General features: G+C 62.5%; 20 protein-coding genes and 1 pseudogene. 5 read left to right on the forward strand and 16 right to left on the reverse strand.

Annotation, left to right across the window (positions count from 1 at the left end; genetic code table 11):
• Window positions 1-171 precede the first annotated feature (171 nt).
• Both ACEN9Q_RS25010 and dacB read left to right on the forward strand, forming a co-directional pair.
• On the forward strand, window positions 172-1,410 hold the full coding sequence (locus tag ACEN9Q_RS25010; RefSeq protein WP_495626399.1) for a nucleoside recognition domain-containing protein: 1,239 nt from the start codon (window positions 172-174) through the stop codon (window positions 1,408-1,410).
• Between the two features lie 21 nt (window positions 1,411-1,431).
• Window positions 1,432-2,973, forward strand: a complete 1,542-nt coding sequence (gene dacB / locus ACEN9Q_RS25015; RefSeq protein ID WP_495626400.1) for a D-alanyl-D-alanine carboxypeptidase/D-alanyl-D-alanine endopeptidase — start codon at window positions 1,432-1,434, stop codon at window positions 2,971-2,973.
• 1 nt (window position 2,974) lies between these two features.
• Here dacB and ACEN9Q_RS25020 read toward each other — a convergent pair whose 3' ends face one another.
• The 9 genes and pseudogenes from ACEN9Q_RS25020 to murQ form a co-directional block, all read right to left on the reverse strand.
• Complete coding sequence (locus ACEN9Q_RS25020; protein WP_495626401.1) at window positions 2,975-3,661, reverse strand: hypothetical protein; 687 nt, start codon at window positions 3,659-3,661, stop codon at window positions 2,975-2,977.
• 127 nt (window positions 3,662-3,788) lie between these two features.
• Window positions 3,789-4,397, reverse strand: coding sequence for a M15 family metallopeptidase (locus tag ACEN9Q_RS25025; RefSeq protein ID WP_495626402.1), 609 nt, complete (start codon window positions 4,395-4,397; stop codon window positions 3,789-3,791).
• Window positions 4,394-5,299, reverse strand: a complete 906-nt coding sequence (locus ACEN9Q_RS25030; RefSeq protein ID WP_495626403.1) for a LysR family transcriptional regulator — start codon at window positions 5,297-5,299, stop codon at window positions 4,394-4,396. The genes ACEN9Q_RS25025 and ACEN9Q_RS25030 overlap by 4 nt, the downstream gene beginning before the upstream one ends.
• 339 nt (window positions 5,300-5,638) lie before the next feature.
• Window positions 5,639-6,415 (reverse strand): annotated as a pseudogene (locus tag ACEN9Q_RS25035) (N-acetylmuramoyl-L-alanine amidase); the annotation flags it as partial.
• The gene (locus ACEN9Q_RS25040) at window positions 6,412-7,368 is read right to left on the reverse strand and encodes an N-acetylglucosamine kinase (RefSeq protein ID WP_495626404.1); all 957 of its coding nucleotides are present in this window, start codon (window positions 7,366-7,368) and stop codon (window positions 6,412-6,414) included. The pseudogene ACEN9Q_RS25035 and the gene ACEN9Q_RS25040, both read right to left, overlap by 4 nt.
• 73 nt (window positions 7,369-7,441) lie before the next feature.
• Window positions 7,442-9,034 carry a glycoside hydrolase family 10-like protein gene (locus tag ACEN9Q_RS25045; protein ID WP_495626405.1) on the reverse strand — a complete coding sequence of 531 codons (1,593 nt, stop codon included), beginning with the start codon at window positions 9,032-9,034 and terminating at the stop codon, window positions 7,442-7,444.
• An 8-nt stretch (window positions 9,035-9,042) separates the two neighbouring features.
• Window positions 9,043-10,185 (reverse strand): acyltransferase family protein, encoded by a 1,143-nt coding sequence (locus ACEN9Q_RS25050; protein WP_495626406.1) that lies wholly within the window; start codon window positions 10,183-10,185, stop codon window positions 9,043-9,045.
• 71 nt (window positions 10,186-10,256) lie between these two features.
• Window positions 10,257-11,522, reverse strand: coding sequence for an MFS transporter (locus ACEN9Q_RS25055; protein WP_495626407.1), 1,266 nt, complete (start codon window positions 11,520-11,522; stop codon window positions 10,257-10,259).
• A 49-nt stretch (window positions 11,523-11,571) separates the two neighbouring features.
• Window positions 11,572-12,453 (reverse strand): N-acetylmuramic acid 6-phosphate etherase, encoded by an 882-nt coding sequence (gene murQ, locus ACEN9Q_RS25060; protein WP_056437019.1) that lies wholly within the window; start codon window positions 12,451-12,453, stop codon window positions 11,572-11,574.
• 182 nt (window positions 12,454-12,635) lie between these two features.
• Between murQ and ACEN9Q_RS25065 the strand changes: the two genes are divergently transcribed.
• Both ACEN9Q_RS25065 and ACEN9Q_RS25070 read left to right on the forward strand, forming a co-directional pair.
• Window positions 12,636-13,919: a serine hydrolase domain-containing protein gene (locus tag ACEN9Q_RS25065; RefSeq protein WP_495626408.1), complete on the forward strand. Its 1,284-nt coding sequence runs from the start codon at window positions 12,636-12,638 to the stop codon at window positions 13,917-13,919.
• 94 nt (window positions 13,920-14,013) lie between these two features.
• Window positions 14,014-15,246, forward strand: a complete 1,233-nt coding sequence (locus ACEN9Q_RS25070) for a D-amino acid dehydrogenase (RefSeq protein WP_495626409.1) — start codon at window positions 14,014-14,016, stop codon at window positions 15,244-15,246.
• Between the two features lie 14 nt (window positions 15,247-15,260).
• Here the strand turns inward: ACEN9Q_RS25070 and ACEN9Q_RS25075 are convergent, their stop codons facing one another.
• The 7 genes from ACEN9Q_RS25075 to ACEN9Q_RS25105 all read right to left on the reverse strand — a co-directional run bounded on the left by ACEN9Q_RS25075 (window position 15,261) and on the right by ACEN9Q_RS25105 (window position 22,683).
• Window positions 15,261-15,527, reverse strand: a complete 267-nt coding sequence (locus ACEN9Q_RS25075; protein ID WP_082547742.1) for a PAAR domain-containing protein — start codon at window positions 15,525-15,527, stop codon at window positions 15,261-15,263.
• A gap of 1 nt (window position 15,528) precedes the next feature.
• Window positions 15,529-17,511 carry a T6SS phospholipase effector Tle1-like catalytic domain-containing protein gene (locus ACEN9Q_RS25080; protein WP_495626410.1) on the reverse strand — a complete coding sequence of 661 codons (1,983 nt, stop codon included), beginning with the start codon at window positions 17,509-17,511 and terminating at the stop codon, window positions 15,529-15,531.
• 1 nt (window position 17,512) lies between these two features.
• Complete coding sequence (locus tag ACEN9Q_RS25085; protein ID WP_495626411.1) at window positions 17,513-18,016, reverse strand: hypothetical protein; 504 nt, start codon at window positions 18,014-18,016, stop codon at window positions 17,513-17,515.
• A gap of 65 nt (window positions 18,017-18,081) precedes the next feature.
• Window positions 18,082-18,582, reverse strand: a complete 501-nt coding sequence (locus tag ACEN9Q_RS25090; RefSeq protein ID WP_495626412.1) for a hypothetical protein — start codon at window positions 18,580-18,582, stop codon at window positions 18,082-18,084.
• Window positions 18,583-18,681: 99 nt separating this feature from the next.
• Entirely contained in the window at window positions 18,682-19,605 is a 924-nt protein-coding gene (locus tag ACEN9Q_RS25095) for a DUF4123 domain-containing protein (RefSeq protein WP_495626413.1), read from the reverse strand.
• Window positions 19,602-22,145, reverse strand: a complete 2,544-nt coding sequence (locus ACEN9Q_RS25100) for a type VI secretion system Vgr family protein (RefSeq protein WP_495626414.1) — start codon at window positions 22,143-22,145, stop codon at window positions 19,602-19,604. Before ACEN9Q_RS25100 ends, ACEN9Q_RS25095 begins: the two co-directional genes overlap by 4 nt.
• A 214-nt stretch (window positions 22,146-22,359) precedes the next feature.
• Entirely contained in the window at window positions 22,360-22,683 is a 324-nt protein-coding gene (locus ACEN9Q_RS25105; protein ID WP_495626415.1) for a hypothetical protein, read from the reverse strand.
• A 275-nt stretch (window positions 22,684-22,958) separates the two neighbouring features.
• On the opposite strand from ACEN9Q_RS25105, the gene ACEN9Q_RS25110 reads away from it, so the two are divergent.
• Window positions 22,959-23,402, forward strand: a complete 444-nt coding sequence (locus tag ACEN9Q_RS25110; protein WP_056437039.1) for a YchJ family protein — start codon at window positions 22,959-22,961, stop codon at window positions 23,400-23,402.
• Window positions 23,403-23,407: the final 5 nt, after the last annotated feature.

Consider the following 23,407-nt stretch of genomic DNA (forward strand, 5'->3'; position numbering starts at 1 on the left):
CAACGGTGCGGCGGCGCCGACGGCAGAGCATCCGGCGCCTCCACACATAACTTTTTTACATAGCCGCACGGCATTCTTTCATCAGCGCAGCTTGCTCTGCGCCTATACTCTCCGCTGCACAATCGAGCTCAGGCCCGAGGCCGGACCCGGCCCGCCTGAACCAACGACATCATGGCTTTAAATTACATCTGGACCGGCTTCTTCCTCGTCGGCTTCGTTGCGGCCTTGGCCCAATGGATTTTTCTCGGGGATACCGAGATTTTCAAGCGCATCATCGACGGCACCTTCGACGCCGCCAAGATGGGCGTGATGGACATCGCCCTGCCGCTGGCCGGCGTGATGACCTTGTGGCTGGGCATCATGAACATCGGCGAAAAGGCCGGCGTCGTCGGCTGGCTGGCGAAGCTCATTTCTCCGTTCTTTTCGCGTATCTTCCCGGACGTGCCCAAGGATCACCCCGCCACCGGCCACATGGTGATGAATTTTTCCGCCAATCTGCTGGGCCTGGACAATGCCGCGACGCCGTTCGGCCTGAAGGCGATGGAGAGCCTGCAGACGCTGAATCCCAACAAGGACACGGCCAGCAACGCCCAGATCATGTTCCTCGTGCTGCACACATCGGGCCTGACGTTGATCCCGCTCGCGATCATGGCCCAGCGCGCCATCCTCGGCGCAAAGGACCCGTCCGATATTTTTATTCCGTGCATGATCGCGACCTATGTCGCCACGGTCGCCGGCATCATCGCCGTGTCCATCCGCCAGCGCATCAACCTGCTGCACGGCGTCGTGCTGGGCTGGCTGGGCGGCATGACGGCCGCGATCGCCGCGCTGATCTGGTACTTCACGCACTACCTCACGAAACCGGAAATCGAAACGGTGTCCAAGGTCGCCAGCAACCTGATCCTGTTTTGCATCATCGTCGTGTTCATCGTCGCCGCCCTGCGCAAGGGCGTCAATGTGTACGAGGCGTTCATCGAAGGCGCCAAGGGCGGCATCCAGACCTCCCTCACGATCATCCCCTACCTCGTCGGCATGCTCGTCGCCATTTCCGTGATCCGCAATTCCGGCGTGCTCGGCTACGTCGTGCAGGGCCTCGAATGGCTCATCCGGCTGGCGGGCCTCGACACCGCGTTCACGCCCGCCCTGCCCACCGCGCTGATGAAGCCGCTGTCCGGCAGCGGATCGCGCGCGCTGATGATCGACGCCATGAAGACGTATGGCGTGGATTCCTTCGTCGGCCGGCTGGCCTGCATCTTCCAGGGCTCGGCCGACACCACGTTCTACATCGTCGCGCTGTACTTCGGCTCGGTCGGCGTGCGCAAGGCCCGCTATGCGATTTCCTGCGGGCTGATCGCCGACCTGGCCGGCATCGTCGCGGCGATCGCGGTGGCCTACGTGTTCTTCGGCTAACGTTTTTTTTCAAGGACAGGCATGCTTCGTCGTCACGCGCTTTCTCTCCTTTCCGCCGCGCTGCTGGCCATCGGCAATCCGGCCGCGGCCCAGTTGCAACCGCCGCCGTCACCATCGCCGCCGTCGTCGATGACGACGCCGTTGCCGCTGCCCGTCATGGACGCGCTGCGCACGGCCGCGATTCCCGAAGATGCCGTGAGCGTGCTCGTCCTGCGCGGCGACAAGACGGTGCTGGCCCACCTGGCCGACCGTCCCACGCAGCCGGCGTCGACCATCAAACTCGTCACGACGCTGATCAGCCTCGAGCAGCTGGGCCCCGCGTTCCGCGGCCGCACGGAGATGCGCACGACGGGCGAGCTCAAGGGCGACGTGCTGAAAGGCGACCTCGTGCTGCGCGGCGGCGCCGATGCCGACCTCACCACCGACGCGTTGACGACCATGCTGCGCAGCCTGCGCTACCAGGGCATCCGCACCATCGCCGGCAACCTCGTCGTCGACCGCCAGCTGTTCAATCCGGCCCGCCTCGACCTCGGCGTGCCGCCGTTCGACGAATCGCCGGAAGCGTATTACAACGTCGCGCCGGACGCCCTCTTCGTCAACCGCAACATGCTGCAACTGGACCTGCGCTCGACGCCGCGCACCGATGGCCGGGCAGCAACGCGCGTGCGCGTGGCGATGCAGCCCGAACTCGACGGCGTGACCGTCGAAGCGGACTTGAAGCTCGTCGACGGCGCCTGCCAGGCTTGGGAAAACGGCTGGCAGACGCCGGAAGCCGTGCCGCGCGCGGGCGGCGGCATCAAGGTCGTGCTGCACGGGACCTTTCCGAAAAATTGCGTGGCCAGCGAGTCGATCAACGTGATCGACCGCCAGGAATACGTGGCACGCCTCGTGCGCCGCATCTGGAAGACGCTGGGCGGCACCCTCGCCGGCACCGCCGTCGAAGGCGCCACGCCGCCCGATGCGCGCCTGCTGGCCGAGCACGTCTCGCGCGCGCTGCCGGAGATCGTCCGCGACACCAACAAGCCCTCCGACAACACCCTGGCGCGCCTGCTTTTCCTGAGCCTGGGCGCGCTCGAGCCTGACCCCGTGCTGGGCAGCCGTCCGCAACCGGACACCGCCGCGACGGTGCCGACGCTCGTGCGCAGCGAGGCGACTGTGCGCACCTGGATGCGTGCGCACGGCATCGACGACACCGGTCTTGTGCTGGAAAACGGCGCAGGCCTGTCGCGCACCGAGCGCATCACACCCATCCAGATGGCAGGCCTCCTGCAGGCCGGCCTGCGCAGCAACTGGGCGCCGGAATTCCTGGCCAGCATTCCCATCGCGGGCGTGGACGGCACGATGCGCCGGCGCCTGCATGACAGCCCGGCCGCCAGCCACGCCCGCCTGAAGACGGGCACGCTGTCCAACGTCGTGGCGCTGGCCGGCTATGTGCAGGATGCGGACGGCAGGCAATGCGTGCTCGTCGCCTACGTCAACAGTGACCGGGTCGGCAACGGGCGTGGGCGGGCCGTGCTCGACGCGCTCGTCGATTGGGTGGCGCGCCTGGACGGCACGCCGTAACTCACGGTTTGCTGGGCTCGCCGGCTCCCCCGCCCACCGTTCCCGTCTGCGCCGCGGCAAGCGGTACATCGCCCCCTTCCATCCACGGCGTACCCGGCAGGTTCGGCTTTGCTTCCACGAGCGACACCTGCGCCCTGGTATTCGTGCGGATCGCGCGCACGATGTCCAGCATCGTGTTTTCCGTGAATTTTTCCGGCGTGCCGAACATCATGCCGCCCACCCGGCGCGGCCAGGACAGCCAGCCGCCGTCCGGCTTCGTGAAGACGGCGTACATGTCGAGGTGGTAGCCGTTCTTGTACGGGAACAGGCAGGCGACCATGTTCATGTTGTCGCCGCCGCGCACGTGCGGGGCGGCCTTGGCGGTCCAGGCGGCGCCTTCGCAGCTGGGGCTCTTGTCGACGGCGGTGCCCGGCGCGGCGCTCGCGGGATCGGCCATCCTGAAGTGGCCGGGCAGGTCGGTCACTTCGACGGCCGGCGTCGCGATGGAGACGTCCTTCACGTTGCGGCCGATGCCGTCGGTGGCGGCGCGGGCCACGGCCTGGGCCGCGGCGTCGGTCTTGATGTCGAATACGCGGTAGTACTCGACCGTGGTGTCGCGCGACGCAAACCGGCTGCCGCTATCGGTGCTGCAGCCGGCCAGCACAGCCATCGTACACAGCGCAAAACAGGACAACAACGAGCTCTTCATTTCTTATCTCCTTCGCTTGGGCGTGGGTCAGTGGACCGATTGTCCCGGCAGGCGAATACAGGAGAATGAGCTTGCTCAAGCGTGCACGGGGGCCGTCAGCGTGGCGCGACAGCACCGTGCGACGGGTTCAGAGCACGCGGCGGAAAGTCGCGCGCACGACGTTGCGGTCGCCGCAATCGAAGTGCCACCACTCGGTGTTGATGCCGACGAAGCCGGCCTGGAACATGGCGCCGCGCAGCAGTTGGCGGTTGGCGACCTGGACGGCCGTGAGTTCGCCGCTCGCGACGAAACGGTCTTCCAGCGCGGGATGCGACAACGCCGTCATGTCGTCGAAGCCGGTGCCCATGTCGAGTTCGCGGCCCTGTTCGTCCAGGATCGTGATGTCCACCGCCATCCCGAACGAGTGGATCGAACCGCGCTCGGGATTCGCGAGGTACATCTGCAGACCGGTGCCGGACAGCGCGTCCCACAGCTGCTGCTGCACGCGCTGCGGACGCAAGGCGTCCAGCACGAGCGGCGTGCAGCCGGGACGTCGTTCGTGCAGCCAGGCGACGACGCGCTCCAGCGCGCCGGCCGCGTCGCGGTGCAGCCAGGCGCAGTCGTACGGGGAATACAGGTCGCGGCCGACGAAGTTGTGCGGAGTCGCGTAGCGCAGGTCGACGGCGATGCCGGCGATCGTGGAGAGGTGACGGAACTCGGGGTGGCCGGCGATGTCCTCGCTGGCGATGGTATTCATGAACATCCCTTGTCTAAAAGACTGCGCGCAGTGGCGCCGATGCAATTGGCCAGTTCGCGCGCCCCGTGCGACAGCGGCGCGTGGCTGGCCGTCAGCAGGTACAGCTGGACGGGGATCGCCGGCGCCCACGGGCGGCACTGCACCTTGCCAGGCGCGGCGGACGCGGCCGTGAATGGATCGAGCACGGCCGTGCCGGCACCCGCCTCGACCAGCGACCTGGCGATCTGGTACGTCTGCACGACGGTGTGGAAGACCGGATGCACGTCCTGCGCTTCGCACGCGGCCACGACCATTTCGCCGAGCGGATCGCGGTCGGCCAGGCCGATCAACTCTCCGCTGAGGCCGGCCGGCGTGATCGGTTGGCGGCACTCGTGCTCGGACCACGTGCCGGCCGGCGCCATCACGGTCAGCGCGCCCTGGGCGATCGCCTCCGCTTCGATGCCGGGATGGCGCGGGTCCTGCAGCGACAAGGCGAGATCGGCCTCGCCGAGGCGCAGCGCGTTCACGATCTCGCTCGTGTGGAAGGTGGCGAGCTCGCAGCGGGTCTGGACGAAGTCGCGCCGCCATACGGTCAGGGCGGCGGGCAGGACGGAGACGGCGATGGTGGGCGTGGAGACCAGCCGCACGGTTTCTTCGGCGCGATTCTTGAGGCTGGCGGCGAGGCGGCGGATGCCCTGCAGGTCGCGGTTCAGTTTTTCCGTCTCCGCGAACAGGCGGTGCGCTTCCGGCTTCGGATACAGCTTGCCGCGCACGCGCTCGAACAACGGCATGCCGAGCTGGAGCTCGGCGTGCTGCAGGACTTTCGTCACGGCCGGCTGCGAGATGTGCAGGACCTGGGCGGCGCCGCTGATGGTGCCGACCTGCATGATGGCGTGGAATACTTCGATATGGCGCAGACGCATCTTCAATCCCCGGCGTGTAAATAATTTCCGCGCCTCATGGGCGCGGTGCCATCAAGGATATCGGAAAACCGGCGCAGCGGCGTAGCATCACTGCTGGACAGGCAGCGCCGGTGTTGCGGGAACGACATCCGAAGCGGGCGGGACCGGCGGAACCGGGGCCTGCGGCAGCACGGGCGACGCGGGCGGTACGGGCTCGGTCGGCGGCAGGGGCTCAGTCGGCGGCACGGGCGGCTGCGCCGGCACCGGCGGGATCGGCATCGGCGTCACGCCGGGAATGATGACGGGCGACGTCGTCACGGGCGCCGGCAGCGGCTGCGGCAGCGGGCCGGTCGGGTTCGTCAGCGCTTCGAGCAGGGCGGCCGTCTCGACGTCCGGCACGCCGTCGATGTTCGCCGGACGGTATTTCATCTGGAACGCGGACAGCACGGTGCGCGTCTGCTCGTCCAGGTTGCCGGACTGGACGAGGCCATAGCCCCACGTCGCCAGCTTCTTCTGGTACCACGCGATGTCCGGCAGCTGGACCTGGAAGATCGGCACGAGCATGGCGACGCGATTCGCATCCGGCCACGCGACGAGGCCGGCGGCGGCCAGCTGGCGCCACGGGAACATCGGGCCCGGGTCCTGCTTGCGCAGCGGGGCGATGTCGGAGTGGCCCAGCACGTTTTCGGGCGCGATGTGGTGGCGCGTGACGATGTCGCGCACGAGCGGGATCAGCGCGTCGATCTGCGCCTGCGGGAACGGCGCGTAGACGCGGCCGTTGGGGGTGTCTTTCCAGCCCGGGTTGACGATCTCGATGCCGATCGAGCTGTTGTTCAATTGCGTGAAATTCTTCCAGCTCGAATTGCCGGCATGCCAGGCCGCGTTCTTCTCGTCGACGAGGTTGTAGATGACCGGGACGGGGTCGTCCGTGACGAGGTAGTGCGCGCTGACTTCCTGCTGGGTCAGGATCTTGATCGAATCCGCGCGGTTGCTGACGGTGTAGTGCAGCACGAGGAAGCGCACGCGGCTGCTCTGGCCCCGCGCCGTGTACGTGTGGTCGTATTGCGGTCCGGTCGGGGGCGGCGTGGCGCAGCCGGCCAGCAGCGCGAGAAGGAGGGTTGCGACGAGGATCTTCATGACGGTGTCATTGGGTTGAGTGGGTCGGATGCGAGCGCCATGCGCGCCGCCGCGTGATGGGCGTGGCCGGGCGCTTGCGTCAGGGCGATGCCGGGCAGGCTTGCCCGCATCGTGTCGACGATGAGCGGGTGCAGCTCGGCCGCCCGTCCGGACACGGCCACGGGACGCGGCCCGAAGCGCCCCGTCAGCGCCAGCGCCAGCCGCGCGAGTTCGCGGCCGGCCGCGCGCACGATATCGGCGGCAACCGGATCGCGCCCGGCGCACGCGGCCACCGCGAGCGCCAGCTTGCCGACGGCGCCCCGTTCCTGGCCGTAGATGAACTGGCGCGAACAGGCCCAGTCGGCGCCGCCGACGTAGTCGAACACGGCCTGCGCCAGCGGCGATTGAGCCCAGCGGCCGGGCCGCTCGTCTTCCAGGCGCCAGATGTGGCGCAACGCCTCCTTGGCGATCCAGAAGCCGCCGCCGCCATCGTCCAGCACGACGCCGCGTCCGCCCGCGCGATGGAACTGGCCGTCGGCATCGACGAACGCGCCCATCGAGCCGGTGCCCGCGTACACGAGATAGCCTTCACCCGGCGCGAAGCTGGCGCGGTAGGCGATCTCCATGTCGCTGCAGAAGTGGATGGCTTGCGGGTCGAGATGCAGTTCTTCGGCGAGCCAGCGCTGCAGCAGTTCGCTGTCGCCGCCGAAGCCCGTCAGGCCAGCCTCGACGCGGTTCGGTACGCCATGCACGAGGGCATCCATCGCCAGTTGCGCGAAGGTGGCGCGGACGGCGTCGCGTCCTTGCGGCGTGCCCATCTGCAGGGCGGACAGGCCGGCGACGCGGCCTTCGGCGACGATGGCGCCGCCGGGCGCGGCGAGAGCCCAGCGCGTCTCGGTGCCGCCGGCGTCGATGCCGAGTCCGAGGCCGGATGCCGGACTCGGCAGTGTAGGTTCGGGTTGCGAATCGATCATGATCATCCGCCAGTGTACGCCGTCAGGCCGGCCGGACGCGAATGAATGCTGAAATGTAATGCATGAGCCGAGGTTATGCTTTACGCCAGGCTTCGACGCGCGCGCTTTCGTTGCCCAGGCGGTCGACGGCGCTGACGACGATGGCGTCCGCCACGCCCAGCTTCGCATCGTCCGGCACGGCCCAGTCCACGCGCGACGCCGGCGCCACGGCGAAGCGCCACTGGTTGCCGAAGCGCGACCAGATCGCGTACATCGCGTTCGCCTTGCCCGCCGCCAGCTTCAGGTAGACGGACGGGCCCTTGCGCACGGCGGCGACGGACGGCGCGCCGGGCCATTCGTTGCCGAGCCACGGCGTGGCGGGCACGAGTGCGGGCGCGGCATAGGCGGCGGTGCGCAGCTGGTCGCTGATGCCCTTGCGGTTTTCCATCAGCGGCGCCATGCTGAAGTGAACATGCCCGCCCGCGCGCGACCGCGTGCGCGTGAGGTCGATCTGGTCGACGATTTCCTGCGGCGGATACTGTTTGGTGGGCGCGCCGATGCGGCTCGTGAACAGGCCCGGCCAGACGTGGCGGCCCTTCGTGTTCTGGCCGATCCAGTAATCGAGCAGGACGTCATAGGCCTGGCCCGGCTGGTGGATGGCCCAGTACAGCTGCGGCGAAAAATAATCGAGCCAGCCGTTTTGCAGCCACGTCTCGGCGTCCGCGTACAGCTTGTCGTACTGCGAAAAGCCGACGATGCCGGGCGGGCGGCGGTCCGGGCGGCCCAGGCCGAACGGGCTGATGCCGAAGCGCACCCAGCTCTTTTCGCGGTGGATGCCCTCGTACAGCGCCTCGATCAGGCGGTTGACGTTCTGGCGCCGCCACGACGCGCGATCGAGCTTGCCGCCGCCGGACACATAGCGTTGCCACGACGGTTCGTCCGGAAAGTCCAGCTCGGCCTTCGCGGTCCGGCCTTCCAGCGCCGCGCCTTCCGCGCCGGTCATCACCGGCGCTTCGATCGGGTAAGGATAAAAATAATCGTCGATGTGCACGCCGTCGATGTCGTAGCGGCGCACGACGTCCAGCACGACGTCCAGCGTCTGCTTGACGGCGGCGTCCTCGCCCGGGTCCATCCACAGGTATTTGCCGTAGGTTTTGACGGCCGCCGGATTGGTGCGCGTGATGTGGTTCGCGGCGGCCGGAGAACGGGCGCCGTTGTGGCGCGCGCGGTAGGGATTGAACCAGGCGTGCAGCTCGATCCCGCGCGCGTGCGCCTGCGTGATCCAGAATTTCAGCGGGTCGTACCACGGCTGCGGCGGCTGGCCCTGCAGGCCCGTCAGGTATTCCGACCACGGTTCCAGCTTCGACGGGTAGATGGCGTCCGCGGCCGGGCGCACCTGCAGCACGATGGCGTTCAGGTTCAGCGCCTTGGCGCGGTCGAGGATCGCGATGGCTTCGGCCTGCTGTTTTTCCGCGGAGAGGTTCGGCTTGCTGGGCCAGTCGATGTTGGCGACGGTCGAGACCCACGCGGCGCGGAATTCGCGCGGGGCCGGCGGCGGCTGGTCGCCGGCGGGCACGCCGGCCGTCACCGGCGGCGTCGTACTGCAGCCCGACATGAGGCCACCCACCGCCAGCGCACCGGCGACTCCCGCGAACGCGAATGCGCGTCGTTTCTGATCAGGTTGCAAACCAACTCCTAGACTTTTACGAACCACCGTTTGCGCCACATGCCCCACGCGACCAGGAACATGCACGCATCGAACAGCACGGCATGCAGCAGCGACGTATTGACGGCACCGATGGGCATTGCTGCGATCGGTGCATACAGCGCCTGGCCCAGCGTGCGCAGGCTGCCGTCCGGCTGCGCGAATTTTACATAGCCCAGCATTTTCGCGATAAATCCGGAAAACGCAAAGATGAACAGTGCGTTCATGCCGTAGATGACGAACGGACGTGTCCAGCGCGCCGCAAACGTACGTACGCGCGCGGACGGGCTGACGTCGAGCGGCCAGTAGAACGCGGCAAACGCGAGACAGGCCAGGCCCGTCATCAACAGGCAGTACGACGGCGTCCACAGGCTTTTATTGATCGGCATGAGGATGATATCGAGAAACATCCCAATCGCGACGCACGCGACGCCCGCGCCGACCAGTCCCGCGACCTGCCGGCCGCGCTCCACGCCGGATGCGAGCCAGCGCCCGGCCAGCACGCCAAACAGCTGGCTGCACAGCGCGGGCAAGGTCGAGACGAGGCCTTCCGGGTCCCACGTCTTCGATTGCACCCACAGATGTTTGCCCAACAGCGTGCGGTCGACCCACGCGCCGAAATCCTGCCCGGGGGCCAGGACGCCGGCGCCGATGCCCGGCACGGGCACATACAGCATCAGCACGCTGTACAGCGCCAGCAGGCCGGCGATGACGGCCAGCTGCAGCCGCCAGCCGCAATACACGACGATGGGCGCGGCCAGCAGGGTGCACAGCGCGATCCGCTGCAGCACACCGGGAATGCGCACTTTGTCGATATGAAAATACGGCATGAAGTTCAGCAGGAAGCCGATCAGGAAGATCAGCAGCGCGCGCTTCGCCAGCTTGGCGAGCAGGCGCGGCTTGTCGGCGCCGGCCGCCGCCAGGCGGCCCAGCGACAAGGCCATCGCCACGCCGCCGATGAACAGGAAGAACGGAAAGATGCAGTCGGTGAAGGTCCAGCCGTTCCACGTCGCGTGTTCCAGCGGCCCGTACAGATGGTGCCAGTCGCCCGGATTATTCACCAGCACCATCGCGGCGATCGTGAAGCCGCGGAAGGCGTCGAGCGAAACAAGACGGCTGGAGGTAGCGGGCATGTGGTCTCTGTTTATTCGTTAGCGCTAACCGTCGCCCCCGCGCAGGCGGGGGCCCAATTTCTGCGCGTCGCTCATTTTTTCCCGAATTCCGGATCGATTCTGACCAGCGCCGCCATCGCGAACGCGGGGATGGTCGCGAGGCACGTCCAGACGAAGAAGTGTTGATAGCCGATCATCTCCTGCAGCTTGCCGCTCCACATGCCCGGCACCATCATGCCGAGCGCCATCAGGCCCGTGCAGATCGCGTAATGCGCCGTCTTGTACGGGCCGTCCGACACCATGATCATGTACATCATCATGGCCGTGAAGCCGAAGCCGTAGCCGAACTGCTCGATCGCGAGGAAGCCGGCAATGACGCCGAGATTCTGCGGTTGCACCGACGACAGGTACACGAACACGAGGTCGGGCAAGTGCACGGCGACGACCATCAGCCACAGGCAGCGCTTCAATCCGAGGCGCGAGATCAGCCAGCCGCCGAACAGGCCGCCGATGGTCAGGGCGACGATGCCGATGGTGCCGTAGGCCGTGCCGTACTGCTCGGTCGTGAGGCCCAGGCCGCCCGCGCTGACGGGGTCTTTCAAGAACGGCGCGACGAGTTTCAGCAACTGCGCCTCGCCCAGGCGGAACGTCAAAATGAAACCGAGGATCAGCCAGATGTCGCGCTTGCGGAAGAAGCTGGCGAAGGTGGCGAAGAAGCTGGCCAGCGGATTGGTCCCCTCCGCGGCCTTGTGGTCGGCGTCCGGCCGCGGCAGCACGGCCTGGTGCCACGCGCAGAAGGCGAAGAACAGCCCGCACAGCACGAAGAACACGATGGCCCACGCCTGGTGCACGTCGTCCAGCGACCTGGCGAGGTGGCCGGCCAGGATCACGAGCGGCCCCTGCGCGGCCAGGGTCGCCAGCCGGTAAAAGGTCGAGCGCACGCCGACGAACGCGGCCTGCTGTTGCTGGCGCAGGCCCAGCATATAAAAGCCGTCGGCGGAAATGTCGTGCGTGGCGGAGGCGAACGCCATGATCCACATGACGCCCAGGCTGATCATGAAGAACGACGGCAAGTGCAATGTCGCGCCGACGGCGCCGAGCGCGGCGGCCAGCACCAGCTGCAGCGAGACCGTCCAGCCGCGCTTGGTGCCGAACAGGTCCACCACCGGCGACCACAGCGGCTTGATCACCCACGGCAGGTACAGCAGGCTCGTATAAAAGGCGATGTCGGTGTTGGACAGCCCCATGTCCTTGTACATGATGACGGACAGGCTGTTGGCGACGATGTAGGGAATGGCCTGGCCGAAATACAACGAGGGCACCCACAGCCACGGGTTCTTGGATTGCGTAGTCTGCATACTCTTTCGTCGTCGGGCCGGGCGGCGCTGCCGGAGGGCCCGCGCCGCGTCAGCCGGCCAGGGCGGCGCGCACGCTGCCGCGCGCGCTCTCCAGCAGGGCGCGCGCCTGCTCGACAGGGATGTTCTTGGACAAGGCCACGATCGCGACCTTGACGTGGAAGTCGCACTGCGCCAGCACCGCCTCGGCCGCGTCCTCGCCGGCGCCGGTCGCAAACGACGTCAGGCGGATGGCGCGGCGGACCAGCTTGGCGTTGGTCGCCTTCAAGTCTACCATCAGGTTGCCATAAACCTTGTTCAAACGCACCATCAGTGCGCTCGAAAAGGTGTTCAACGCGATTTTTTGCGACGTGCCCGCCTTTAATCGCGTACTGCCGGAGATGGCTTCCGGGCCGGTGTCCAGCGTGATGCCGATCTCGGCCTCGCCCGCGACGGGCGCGCCCGGATTGTTGGCGAAGCCGATCGTCAGCGCCCCGGCCGCGCGCGCGGCGCGCAGGGCGCCCAGCACGTACGGCGTCGCGCCCGAGGCGGCGATGGCCAGCACGACGTCGTCCGGGCCCACGTTCACGCCCTCGACGTCGGCCGCGCCTTGCGCCACGTCGTCCTCGGCGCCCTCGACGGCGACGAACATCGCCGCCGTCCCGCCCGCCAGCAGCGCCACGGCGCGCTCGTGCGGCCAGGAAAACGTCGGATACAGCTCGACGCTGTCCAGCACACCCAGCCGGCCCGACGTCCCGGCGCCCACGTACACGAGCCGTCCGCCCTGCTTCATCCGCGGCAGCGCGGCGGTGACGGCCGCGGCGATGCGCGGCGCGGCGGCGCGGACGGCCTCGACGGCCTTGAACTGGTCGTCGACGAGCACGTTCACTAGCTCGGCGGTGGGATATTGATCGAGGGACGCGTGTTGTGGAGCGGGGGTTTCGGTGTTCAGCATCGCTGTGTGGGGTGCGGCCGGATGTGTGGACATGACCAGTGTAATACCGATGACGCCGGGTCTGTCATGAAAGGATCGGCCGTTGTCATTCCGAAAAGTTATGCGGGATTGACATCGATGCATTTGCCGGGCGCGGGCCGAGTCCGTATTCTCGACCGCATTGCCGTGACATGGAGACGACGATGAATCGAAGCAGACGCAATCTGCTGGGCGTGGCGTTGCTGGGCGCCACCGGGCCGCTGCTGGCCGCACCGCCGCGCCGGCAGGCCGCCGCACTGGACGCGGAACTCGCCGCGATCGCCGCGGACCCGGCCTGCGAGCTGGCGAGCCTGTCCGTGCTGGCGATTCGCGCGGGCGAGGTCAGCTACAGCTACCAGTCCGGCCGGCGCTTCATCGGTCACGACGGCTTGCCGGATAAACCGGTCGGGCCCGATACGCTGTTCCGGATCGCGTCCATTTCCAAGATGATGACGACGCTCGGCCTGCTGCGGTTATATGAAGACGGCAAGGTCAACCTCGACGCCGACGTCTCCGGCTATCTCGGTTTTACTTTGCGCAATCCGCATTTCCCCGACCGGGCCATCACGCTGCGCCACCTGCTCACGCACACGTCTTCGCTGCGCGACGAGGCCGGCTATTCCTGGGGAGCAGAGGTCGCGCTGAAGGACGTGCTCGTTCCCGGCGACGGCCGGATGTTCGCGACGAACGCCGGCCCGGGCGCATTTTTTACGTACTGCAACCTCGGCTGGGGCATCATCGGCACCGTGATGGAGAGAATCACGGGCGAACGCTTCGACCGCCTGATGCGGCGCCTGCTGATCGATCCGCTCGGCCTGCAGGCCGGCTACCTTCCGGCGGAACTGCCGCCCGCGGCACTGGACAACCTGGCCACGCTGTACCGCAAGCGCACCGTCGACACGGAAGTCTGGGACCCGAACGGCCCGTGGATCGCCCAGGCCGACGACTACAGCATCAAACCGCCGCCCGCCATCGACCGTTACGTGATCGGCACCAACGCCACACCGTTCAGCCCGACGGGCGGCCTGCGCATCGGCGCGCGCGACCTCGGGACCGTGATGCGCATGCTGATGGGCGGCGGCCCGCGCCTGTTGAAACCAGCGACCCTGGACCTGATGTTCAGCCGCCAGTGGACCTATGACGGCCGCAACGGCGACACGGCGGATGGCCTGTTCCATTGCTGGGGCCTCGGCAACGAGCAATTCCCGGACGCGCCGGGCACGCGCGTCGTCGACGGCGGCGGCTTCCCGGCCGTCGGACACCTGGGCGATGCGTATGGGCTGATGTCCGTGTTCGTGTTCGATCCGGCACGTCGAAACGGCATGATCGTGCTGGTGGGCGGGACGTCGACGGATCCGTTCGCGCCCGCGAACAAGGGTCGGTATTCATCGCTGGCGCGGTTCCAGGAACGCATCCTGACGGCGCTGTACCGGGGCGCCATAACATGAACCCCGGTTATGCCCGCACGCTCTACATTCATTAGCCGAGCTCGGGGCCAGCCCCTAAGCTTCTTTGCATGTCAATGTTCAATAGCGTGCACGGATGCAACAAGTAATCGTCATCGGCGGCGGCGTGGTCGGGCTGACATCGGCCTGGTGGTTGCTCGAGGCCGGCTACCGGGTCACGCTGGTGGAACGTGCACCGGGCGTCGGCACCGGGACGAGCTACAGCAATGGCGGGCAGTTGAGCTATCGCTACGTGTCGCCCCTGGCGGACGCGGGCGTGCCATTGAAAGCGTTGAAATGGTTGTTCCAGGAACATGGCCCGTTGCGCGTCAAGCCGCAATTCGACGTCCACCAGTGGCGCTGGCTGGCCGCCTTCCTCGCCAACTGCCGGGCCGACCTGAATCGCAAGACGACGAATAAATTGCTGGAACTGGGCGAACTGTCGCGCCGCGCGATGGCCGCGCTGGAACCCGTCGTGCCGCTGGAGGCATTCGCATGGCGCGATGCGGGCAAGCTCATCGTCTACCGCACACGCGCTGCCTTCGATGCGGCCACCGCGAAGTCGGATGCGGGCGAGGTGTGGAACGCAGCTCAATGCGTCGCGCGCGAACCGGCGCTGGCCGCGATGGAGAATAAACTCGCGGGCGGCATCTACAACGGCGGCGAAGCCGTGGCCGACTGCTACGCCTTCTGCGTGGCGCTGGCCGAACGCCTCGCCGCGCATCCGCGCTTCGACGGTTTTATCCACGGCGAGGCGCAGCGCTTCATCACATCCGGCGGCAGGGTGACGGGCGTGCAAACGTCGGCCGGCATACTCGGCGCCGACGCCTACGTGCTGGCCGCCGGCATGCAGAGCCGCGCGCTGGGAGAAACGGCCGGCATCGCCCTGCCGATCTATCCGTTGAAAGGCTACAGCCTGACGGCGCCGATCCGCCAGGACGACGTCGCGCCCGAGATCAGCGTCACCGACTTCGAACGCAAGGTGTTATATGCGCGCATCGGCGACAAACTACGGGTGGCGGCGATGGTCGACATGGTCGGCGAAGACCTGAGCCTGAATCCGAAGCGCCTGGACAGCCTGACGCGCCAGGTTCGTGAGACGATGCCGCGTGCTGCGGACTACACGCAGATCACGCCGTGGGCGGGCCTGCGGCCGGCGACGCCGAACAGCGCGCCGATCATCGGAGCGACGCCGTATTCCAATCTTTGGCTGAACGTGGGGCATGGGCCGCTTGGGTTCACGTTTGCGTGTGGGACGGCGAGCCTGCTGGCGGATCTGATGCGGGGGAAGGCGTTGCCGTTTGGGGTGGATGGGTTGACGCTGGGTTAGCCGATACGAATGCGCTATCCGTGGGTAGCATCCATAACACTGGCGATGAGCGAACAGCCGCATGCGGTTTTGTGCCCATGCAACGCCACACTGCGCCCACCGACGCTTAATATTGGGCAGCCTTCGACGATCTCGTTGGTGCCGTGTCCCGGTAACGGGCATGTGACCTTATCGCCCATGCGTGCGATACCAATGCCACGCAGCGTATGGACCGGTGACGCAGTGATTACAGTACCGCCATGCGTCGTCTTATCTCCGAGCCGGACGATTGCGAGTGCCATTTTAGATGCCGATCGCCGAGCGCACGGAATGCCAGCCGCCTTCCACCGTCTGCATGCCGGTATCCACGGCTTGGCCAACACCTCTCGCAACTTCCGACGCGCCGTCGTATATCTGGCTGGCGACTTCGCCAGCCTTTTTCTGGGTTGCGTCGGCAGTAGCCCTCGCCCGCTTCTTGGCCATGTCAATCGACGTAACGACCATTTGTTCGCCCCTCTTGACCGTTGAAATCAGCACCTCTTTGCCGCTCTGATAAACCTCGACCGTGTACTTAATACCGGCGTGAACGGTGTCGACTACAAACTTTTCACCGACCCGATAAGTGTGCGTTGCGATCAGCTTGCCGTCCTCCCAGGTCTCGACGACGACACCCTCTGCACGGTGGTAAACCTTGATGACGCCGCGTTTGATAACGATGGCGACGTCATCCATCCAGTCCAGCCCGCGCGCTAATACGTTCCGAGACGATTCAGCCGTACCGCGCGCCGTGAAATAACTGAACGGTTCGAGGTCATGCAGAAACCCAGCCTTGGAATCGTGTACGTGGTGCTGTATAAAATGAAGCACTGAGTCCGACGCCGTCGCTTGCCAAGCGTCTAGCCGCCATTTCGCAGGAAGGACAAGGAAACCATTCAACGTTCTGCTTTCTACGTTCATCGCGCGCGGAGGAATATCCAGTAGTTCTTTACTTCGAACTGTTTCGTCGAACCGTTCCGTCGACAGAAAAACTTCGGCTTCCCTGGCAATGCCCGGATGACCGAAAATCTTACCAGCGCCACTTCTGCCCTCCGCCTCAATAAGGTCGGGCGTTTTTATTTTGCGCCGAGTCATCGTACCCCAGGCAGCATATAGGGCCTTCATATGAGCGGTGACTGCTTGCTCGACGGTTTCGTGTGATTCTATCGCACCGATATATTTCTTATAAGCTGCGAGAGTCTCTGGCTTGATCTCAAAACGTGACTTGAAAACTACTTTATCAATTTTTTCGATATCGTCATAATCAACAATTCTCACCCCGCTTTTCACGGCTTCGCGCATCATATCCCGCATGGGAATGCGGGCATAATTATTCGAAATCCCTTGACAGACAGGTTCATACCCTCCCCCAACGTCTGAATGCGCGCCGGGGTAAACCGCTTCGATCCAATTTGGCTTGAGCTTACCGTCTTTGCGAATAAGATCGACTGGAAACGAAAAGCGCAATTCATGCGCGGCGGTATAGTGTACGCAGCGCTCCACCGCAGACGAAACTACTAAATCCTTCTCATCAAATGGCATATCAAAATTTTTTGTCGCCACACCGAAAGACGCAACCGTATCGAACAATCCCATAAAATTAAGCCGAATGGGCACACCGTTATAACGAAGACCCCCGTCTGGGCCACGTGTGCTTTGCCTCAACATTTCGTTACTGAAAGCGCGAGCCAACGCAGCCCCGCGTGAGAAACCGAATATTGAAAGGTTAATAATAGTGATGAGACCATGTGCCTCCAGAGCCTTGGCTAGCCCCTTAATGTTGGCGGGCTTGCCCTTCTCGATATAAGCTGGTAATGAAAGCTTCAAATTTTTAGCGCTTCTCAAAAGTACTGCGCGCAGGCGATCATTAATTGCTACTTCACCATAATCGATTCTGCGAGTTCCTCCAGCCCCGCCGCCGAGGCCCATCACCTCACTGTCCTGAAGCACCATCAATTTCTGATCCATCCAGTCTGTCGCTGTGCCGTTAAAAGGAGTGCCCACCCCTGAAACGTAAATTGCATAATTCGAAAAATTATCATCGTCGACAAGATATTGTGCCGCTCGCCATAGACGCGCAGGATTACTCCAACTGAGCAACGGCTCGTCAGCATCCTTATTATTTCCTGTGCCATCAAAGAAGACGCTAATATTAACTACGTCCGAACAACTCTGTTTAGCGCTTGGCTTCGCCTCAGGCGCGTCACGATTTGAACTCCGGGCAGCGGCCAATCTGTCACCTTTTACCATTTTATTTCCTTGATGCCTTTATTTTTTTGCCACGGACGCTTCGCTCGGGCATAGATTCTGAGAATGTAACCTCGGCGGTGTCGTCCGGATAGAGATGCAATCCTAAATATTTAGTTCCCGTTGGAATCTGCGCGGGTGAAATTATCAATTTATTTTTTATTTTCATGTGTTCGCCATTCCGTGGCGCGCCTTCTGGCCCACCTAGAATCCAGGTTAACGTCTGGCTCCCAAAAGGGATCCTTACACCCGTGATTAATCCAGTGCCGCCGTATTTATTCATAACTCCAAGGTCCGTACCATTGAACATGATTTCGCTGATAGGTCGGTCGATGTTTGAAAACATCTCTACATCCAATATAATATAATTTGGCATCTTTTTCGCTCCTTCCCCACATGCCTCAAGCGGCATCAAGATCCCTAAACTCAGCAACCGAAGCGCACCTCGCCTACGAGATCCCGTTGATTCAATTTTGTTCGTGATAGTTTTTTTTTCCTGGTCACTCATAAATATCTCTTTACGCTGTCTTACCTAGTTCGTGATTCAGCAGCGATCGATTGTCGTCTGACCAGTTATTTTCTAGCGGCCATTACTTCCCGGCCACGGGTGGACTTCTCTGGCATAGATTCCGAAAATGTAACATCGGCAGTGTCATCCGGGTAGAGATGTAGCCCTAAGTACTGTGTTCCCGGAAGAATTTGTTCTGGTGTAATCACTAACGTATTTTTAATTTTCATCTTCTCGCCATTTCGGGGAGTGCCTTTCGGCCCGTCTAAAACCCAAGTGAGCGTCTGCACCCCATAAGGGATGCGTACTCCCGTGATTGTCCCAGTGCCGCCATATCTATTCATGACTCCGAGGTCTGCTCCATTGAACATGATGTCGTAAATGGCCCGGTCAACATAAGAAAACATCTCGACGTCTAGTACGATGTAACTCCCCGTTTTCCCTCCTTGACCGCATGCCGCTAGTGGCATTAAAAGTCCAAACCCAAGCAGCCCAAAAGCGGCTCGCCTACGAGACAGGCGCCATTCAATATTGCCGGCAATAGTTTTTTCCTTCTGGTCGCTCATAAATGTGCCTTTACGCTATCTAGACCAACTTGAACTCTGCGCGCCCATGCGTGTAGTGATCGATTCGGAATCGTTCAGACGGTATTACGCCAGATTTGTCTATTCTGTTTGCGGAAACTGTTCCATCGCAATATCAAAACTGATCGCACCTACCTTGACCTGATCCAACAATGCGACAATGTTGGAATCCTTCTGGAGTTCATCGCCATAAATTAACGCCGCGCAGATATAGTTTAAAATATCGCGCATGCCGAACAATTTCAGTTTCCGCGCATCAAGGAGATGGTTTTCGATCGTCTTGTAGTGCTGCGACGCCGGAATATCCCAAAGCAGTTGCGGCTGGTTTTCCATCACCATTGACAACAGCTGATCAGGAACGCCGGCTTCCACCAACATGTCTACCTGCACCTGCGTAAGCTTGAGTGGCAAGCTGACCAAATCTGCCGCTGCAGCCTCGGCGTTATCCCTCGGCAGGATTTGTTGTGGATTGCCGTCGCGGTCCCAATACCACCACGCGGAGATTCCCTTCAGCAGACGCGAGCGCTGGCGCTCGCTTAGTACGGGCGCCGGGACGTGCAAGGTGAGATCACTTGCTTGCCCAGTCAAAGTCCCAAGAACGGCAGGATCCCAAAATGCGAAGACCATGTCCGTATCGTCGGGCAGAAGGATCTCGGTAAACGCGGACAGATGGTCCCACAGGGCATCGAAGGATAGCCGGCTGGCCAGCAACGTAAAAGTGGCTGGATGCTGGGTCCCGCCGCGGAGGATGGTCGGCCAAATGCCGGCGTCGGCCGCAAGTGGCGAAAGCTCCAGCAAATGCGGCGCATAATCTTCTATGTCGGAATCCAACGCTGCCGGCAGCAAGCATTTACTACGCACAGCGATATCGTGTTTTTCGAATTTTTCCAGCAACCTACTGTCCTGGGCCTTGTCGATGACCGCGTAACAAATAAGGTCCGGGTTATCAAAAGCGGTCGCCAAATTCGACTCAAAAGTAGCCACTTCCAATGGAGCGATCTTCATTGCTGCGCTCCTTTATTGACGAAGGCGCTGCGCTGCTTCGCACGTTTTTTCAGGCATTCCAGACAAATTTCTTTAGGAAGCGTTGGAAGTGGGTAAGCCATGGTCTTCGGGCCCGGCACGGAAAAATCGGAAGTGTGACTGATACGCTTGCCGCTCGTCATGTCGGTAATCCCTGAGCCATTGATCTTGATCGCAGAGCCGTCGGCGCCGATCACGATCTCTTTTTTTGCGAAGATTTCGATCCGGTCGGTGGTCGATAAAAGCCGCAACACCTTCTCCGCAATGATGTCGATGTCCCCACTTTGGGCTTGAACTTCGACTTTTCCTTTCCCAGCAAACAGCTTGATACCGGCGCTGTAGGCGAACAAACTGATTTTTTCCTTAATGCTCGCTATCAGACTCTTGCCCACGGCCAAGTTGGTATCGGCGCCGGAGGACATCGTCACCTGATCGCTGCTGTGGATATGGGTGCTTTGGGGTGTACTCAGCCCGATGCCGGCGGGCGAGGCGATCAGCAGTATGGGATCGGTAAAACGGTTGGCCTGCTCTTGGTCTTGGTCCGTCCCGCTGTACTGCGCCTGGGTAGCATCGATGAATTTCTGGAGTGCTTCCTGTCCTGGCAGCGCCGCGGCATTGGACCTCTCGGCGACTTCCGACAGGTTTTTAGTGAGCTCCTGCGCCTCCTTGAGCTGGTCGCGCGCCTCGCGGACGTCCAGCTGCGTACCTTTCGGCCCAGGGCGGCCGTAGGTACCGATGTACAGTCCCTTTTGTGTCGTAATAGCGCCGTAGGCATCCGAATTGAGCGCAAAACCGGAACCGTAAAAGCCCGAACGGTTGTTTCCGTGTTGGCCAATCAGATAACCAAGACTGAGCTGTGCGTTGGTATGACTACTGAACAGTTGTACCCGGTTTTGCTCGGAGGTGTCATCCATCACAAGCTGATTAAATCCGGCGCCTTTGTATTCTTTTGACTTGTAGCCGGACAGGCGGCCGTTGCTATGCCAATGCGGTGCCTGCTCTCCGTTGTAAATGCGCCCCGTAATGATCGGACGGTCCGGGTCTCCGTCAAGGAAGGTGATAATCACTTCCTGGCCAATGCGGGGAACATGGACTGCGCCCCACCCTTCGCCCGCATTTGGATAGCTGACACGTACCCAGCAAGACGCCTTTTCGTTGCCGGAATTGAGCCGGTCCCAGTGAAAGCGCACCTTCACCCGGTTCAAGTGATCGGTATAGATTTCCTCACTAGCAGGTCCCACCACGATCGCAGTCTGCGCATGCATGGACGGCTTGGCGTGGGTGAACGGGCTGCGGTATTCCACGATGCGGCGCTGCACCTCGAAACGGTTGAAACAGTGTCCGGTGCGGCTATTCTCTACAGTCGAGTCCGCGCTATCGAGGCCGGCCAGCCCGGCTTCTGCTGAAAATTTGAGCAGCCGACCTTTCAGGCTACCCGAAAACTCCTTCTGCGTCTTTGACAATGGCAGGTTATTTTCGATGGACCATTCAACATTTAAAACCACGAACTCGCGGGCTTCATCGACGACCTCATTATGGTCCGGATGGTTGATGAGCGTGAACCAACTGCCCACTGGCAAATAACGCACGCCCGACGTACCGAAAAACCGTTTGGCGCGAGACTCCCACTCCTCCACACGTACGCGCGACTGTTCGGTGCTATGTGTAAGACCCGAGTTTGTGTAGGCACCGGTATATTCGTAGACCTCCAGCTGCGACGGAATACGGCCGTGGTCTGGAAAAATCTGCATGCCGTTCTCGTTAATGTTGCGCGGCGCTTTGTAGTCGAACGTCTTCGTTGAAAGCTGGCTGTTCAACAGTCTGCGTGCAGCACCCCATTGGACAATCTTATTGATCTCGTCGGTGATGCCAGCGCGATGGAACGCGATCTCGACGGGCTGGAGCGGCATCAGACTGCGCACGGAATCCGTGATGATCCACTCGTGGCCGCGGCCGTCCGGCTCCTGCCGGATATATCCGTACCAGCCTTCGCTCTCCATCATGCGCATGACGAAGTGCCAGTCGGTTTCATATTGTGTGCAATAAGAACGGGACCGCACCGGCCGGTTCAGTTCGAATCTAAATCGGCCTCGGCATTGAGGATGGCCGTCCAGAACGGCGGCGATGATTTGCTCGGCATTTTTATCCTGCCAGATGCGCGCGTCTTTGCGAAACTTGAGGAAGTGGAGGCAGCTCGCAAACCCGATCTGATACGCCGTCAGCTCCCCGTCACTGCCTAGCTTTTTGGCCGTGTGTACATATCCATGAACCGGTAGATAGCCGGCATCAGTCTGTAGTATCCAAAGCGTGACTTCCCCGGCGATCAACTGCTTGAGTTCGATATCGTCGTCGAGCGACAGCAGGTCGACAGTGTAGTCAGATCCTTCGCTGATGCGGTCGAACCCATGAGCCCGTCGCGGCAACAAGGTATCGGGTCCGAGCGGAGTGTCGAGCTTCAGCAGCCGCTTTTCCTGACCGATTTTTCCAAACAATCTGCCCACAACTTGCGTCGATTCACCCATCTGATCCGACTCCTGTTCAACTCAATGCATCGACATATCGTCGACAAGGATGCCTTGCAAAAAGTTTAGAACTCATCGGAAATACGTGCCGCGCAGTAACGATGAGCCGTGCAAATGTAAATCCATTGCCTCGGCAACATCTTGACGTAGCTCTTATTCGCGGCCCAGCTGCAACTGTGGAAATCCCTGCTAGCTCTGCAGGGCGTGTACGACTTTAGCGGCTATCCACCTGCACCCCACACTCCTCCAGCCGCACTCGCGTCCTGCTGTGCTCGTCAACAGTGACCGTGATATCGACAAAGCTGCCCGGCTTCATGCTGTCACACGGCACGCGCAAGTGGTATTGGCCCGGCTTGACATCCACCGGCTGGCCGCGTCGTGCGATGGCGTCGGCCAAATCTCCCGCCTGCACGCGCTCGAAAAAGCGCGGCTGCGCGTGCTCGGGCGGGTCTTTCTCGACCGTGACTTCGGCCGCTGCGGCCGTGACTGCCGCGCTCAACAGCGCGGCGACGAGGACAATCTTGCGGCACGTGGTCATGGCGACCTCCTTCAGTAATCGATATATTGCATTTTATATAATAAATAACCGGTTTGTGCCATTCTTGCATCAGTTTCCGGCGCAAGAACACGGAATAGTTGTAGAACAGCCATCCCTAGCACGACGATACAAAAAATTTCTCCGCCCATTTAATGGGCAGTTCATTTATTTTCGGCAAAAGATCTGCACAGATGCATTAATTGTCACGCATCTTCCGTTATCCCGCATTGCAGTCCCGCTCACCCTGGCGCTGGAAATGGCGGATAATTGCCGCCATGTCTACTCCTGCGAAGCCTCTTCCCTGTCCTTGCGGCGGCCCGTCGATCATGCGCTGCTGCGGCCCCTTCATCGCCGGCGCGGAACTGCCGCCGACGGCCGAAGTACTGATGCGATCCCGCTACACGGCGTTCGTGATGCGGGACGAGGCTTACCTGCGCGCCACGTGGCATTCGAGCACGCGGCCGACGGAACCGATCATCGACCAAAATCAAAAGGTTCAGTGGCTCGGACTTGAGATAAAATCTGCTTTACGTTTACGTCAACGTAAAGCAGACCTGCCGGACAATCCCAACGAGGACACCGTCGAATTCGTCGCCCGCTTCCGCGTCCACGGCCGCGCCCACCGGTTGCATGAAGTCAGCCGCTTCGTGCGCGAGCCGGACCCGGCCGTGGGCGGCAAGATGCGATGGTTCTATGTGGACGGCAGCTTCCCTGAATAAAACCG

It is taken from the genome of Massilia sp. Masssp93 (genome assembly GCF_059491295.1).

Bases quoted from the DNA above. Each gene is read 5' to 3' on its own strand.
- ACEN9Q_RS25070 (WP_495626409.1), top strand. From the start codon at position 14,014: ATGCAACAAGTAATCGTCATCGGCGGCGGCGTGGTCGGGCTGACATCG.
- ACEN9Q_RS25025 (WP_495626402.1), bottom strand. From the start codon at position 4,397: ATGAATACCATCGCCAGCGAGGACATCGCCGGCCACCCCGAGTTCCGT.
- dacB (WP_495626400.1), top strand. From the start codon at position 1,432: ATGCTTCGTCGTCACGCGCTTTCTCTCCTTTCCGCCGCGCTGCTGGCC.
- ACEN9Q_RS25090 (WP_495626412.1), bottom strand. From the start codon at position 18,582: ATGAGCGACCAGAAGGAAAAAACTATTGCCGGCAATATTGAATGGCGC.
- ACEN9Q_RS25095 (WP_495626413.1), bottom strand. From the start codon at position 19,605: ATGAAGATCGCTCCATTGGAAGTGGCTACTTTTGAGTCGAATTTGGCG.
- ACEN9Q_RS25065 (WP_495626408.1), top strand. From the start codon at position 12,636: ATGAATCGAAGCAGACGCAATCTGCTGGGCGTGGCGTTGCTGGGCGCC.
- ACEN9Q_RS25040 (WP_495626404.1), bottom strand. From the start codon at position 7,368: ATGATCGATTCGCAACCCGAACCTACACTGCCGAGTCCGGCATCCGGC.
- ACEN9Q_RS25080 (WP_495626410.1), bottom strand. From the start codon at position 17,511: ATGGTAAAAGGTGACAGATTGGCCGCTGCCCGGAGTTCAAATCGTGAC.
- ACEN9Q_RS25100 (WP_495626414.1), bottom strand. From the start codon at position 22,145: ATGGGTGAATCGACGCAAGTTGTGGGCAGATTGTTTGGAAAAATCGGT.
- ACEN9Q_RS25030 (WP_495626403.1), bottom strand. From the start codon at position 5,299: ATGCGTCTGCGCCATATCGAAGTATTCCACGCCATCATGCAGGTCGGC.
- ACEN9Q_RS25105 (WP_495626415.1), bottom strand. From the start codon at position 22,683: ATGACCACGTGCCGCAAGATTGTCCTCGTCGCCGCGCTGTTGAGCGCG.
- ACEN9Q_RS25055 (WP_495626407.1), bottom strand. From the start codon at position 11,522: ATGCAGACTACGCAATCCAAGAACCCGTGGCTGTGGGTGCCCTCGTTG.
- ACEN9Q_RS25020 (WP_495626401.1), bottom strand. From the start codon at position 3,661: ATGAAGAGCTCGTTGTTGTCCTGTTTTGCGCTGTGTACGATGGCTGTG.
- ACEN9Q_RS25110 (WP_056437039.1), top strand. From the start codon at position 22,959: ATGTCTACTCCTGCGAAGCCTCTTCCCTGTCCTTGCGGCGGCCCGTCG.
- ACEN9Q_RS25050 (WP_495626406.1), bottom strand. From the start codon at position 10,185: ATGCCCGCTACCTCCAGCCGTCTTGTTTCGCTCGACGCCTTCCGCGGC.
- ACEN9Q_RS25010 (WP_495626399.1), top strand. From the start codon at position 172: ATGGCTTTAAATTACATCTGGACCGGCTTCTTCCTCGTCGGCTTCGTT.
- ACEN9Q_RS25085 (WP_495626411.1), bottom strand. From the start codon at position 18,016: ATGAGTGACCAGGAAAAAAAAACTATCACGAACAAAATTGAATCAACG.
- ACEN9Q_RS25075 (WP_082547742.1), bottom strand. From the start codon at position 15,527: ATGGCACTCGCAATCGTCCGGCTCGGAGATAAGACGACGCATGGCGGT.
- murQ (WP_056437019.1), bottom strand. From the start codon at position 12,453: ATGCTGAACACCGAAACCCCCGCTCCACAACACGCGTCCCTCGATCAA.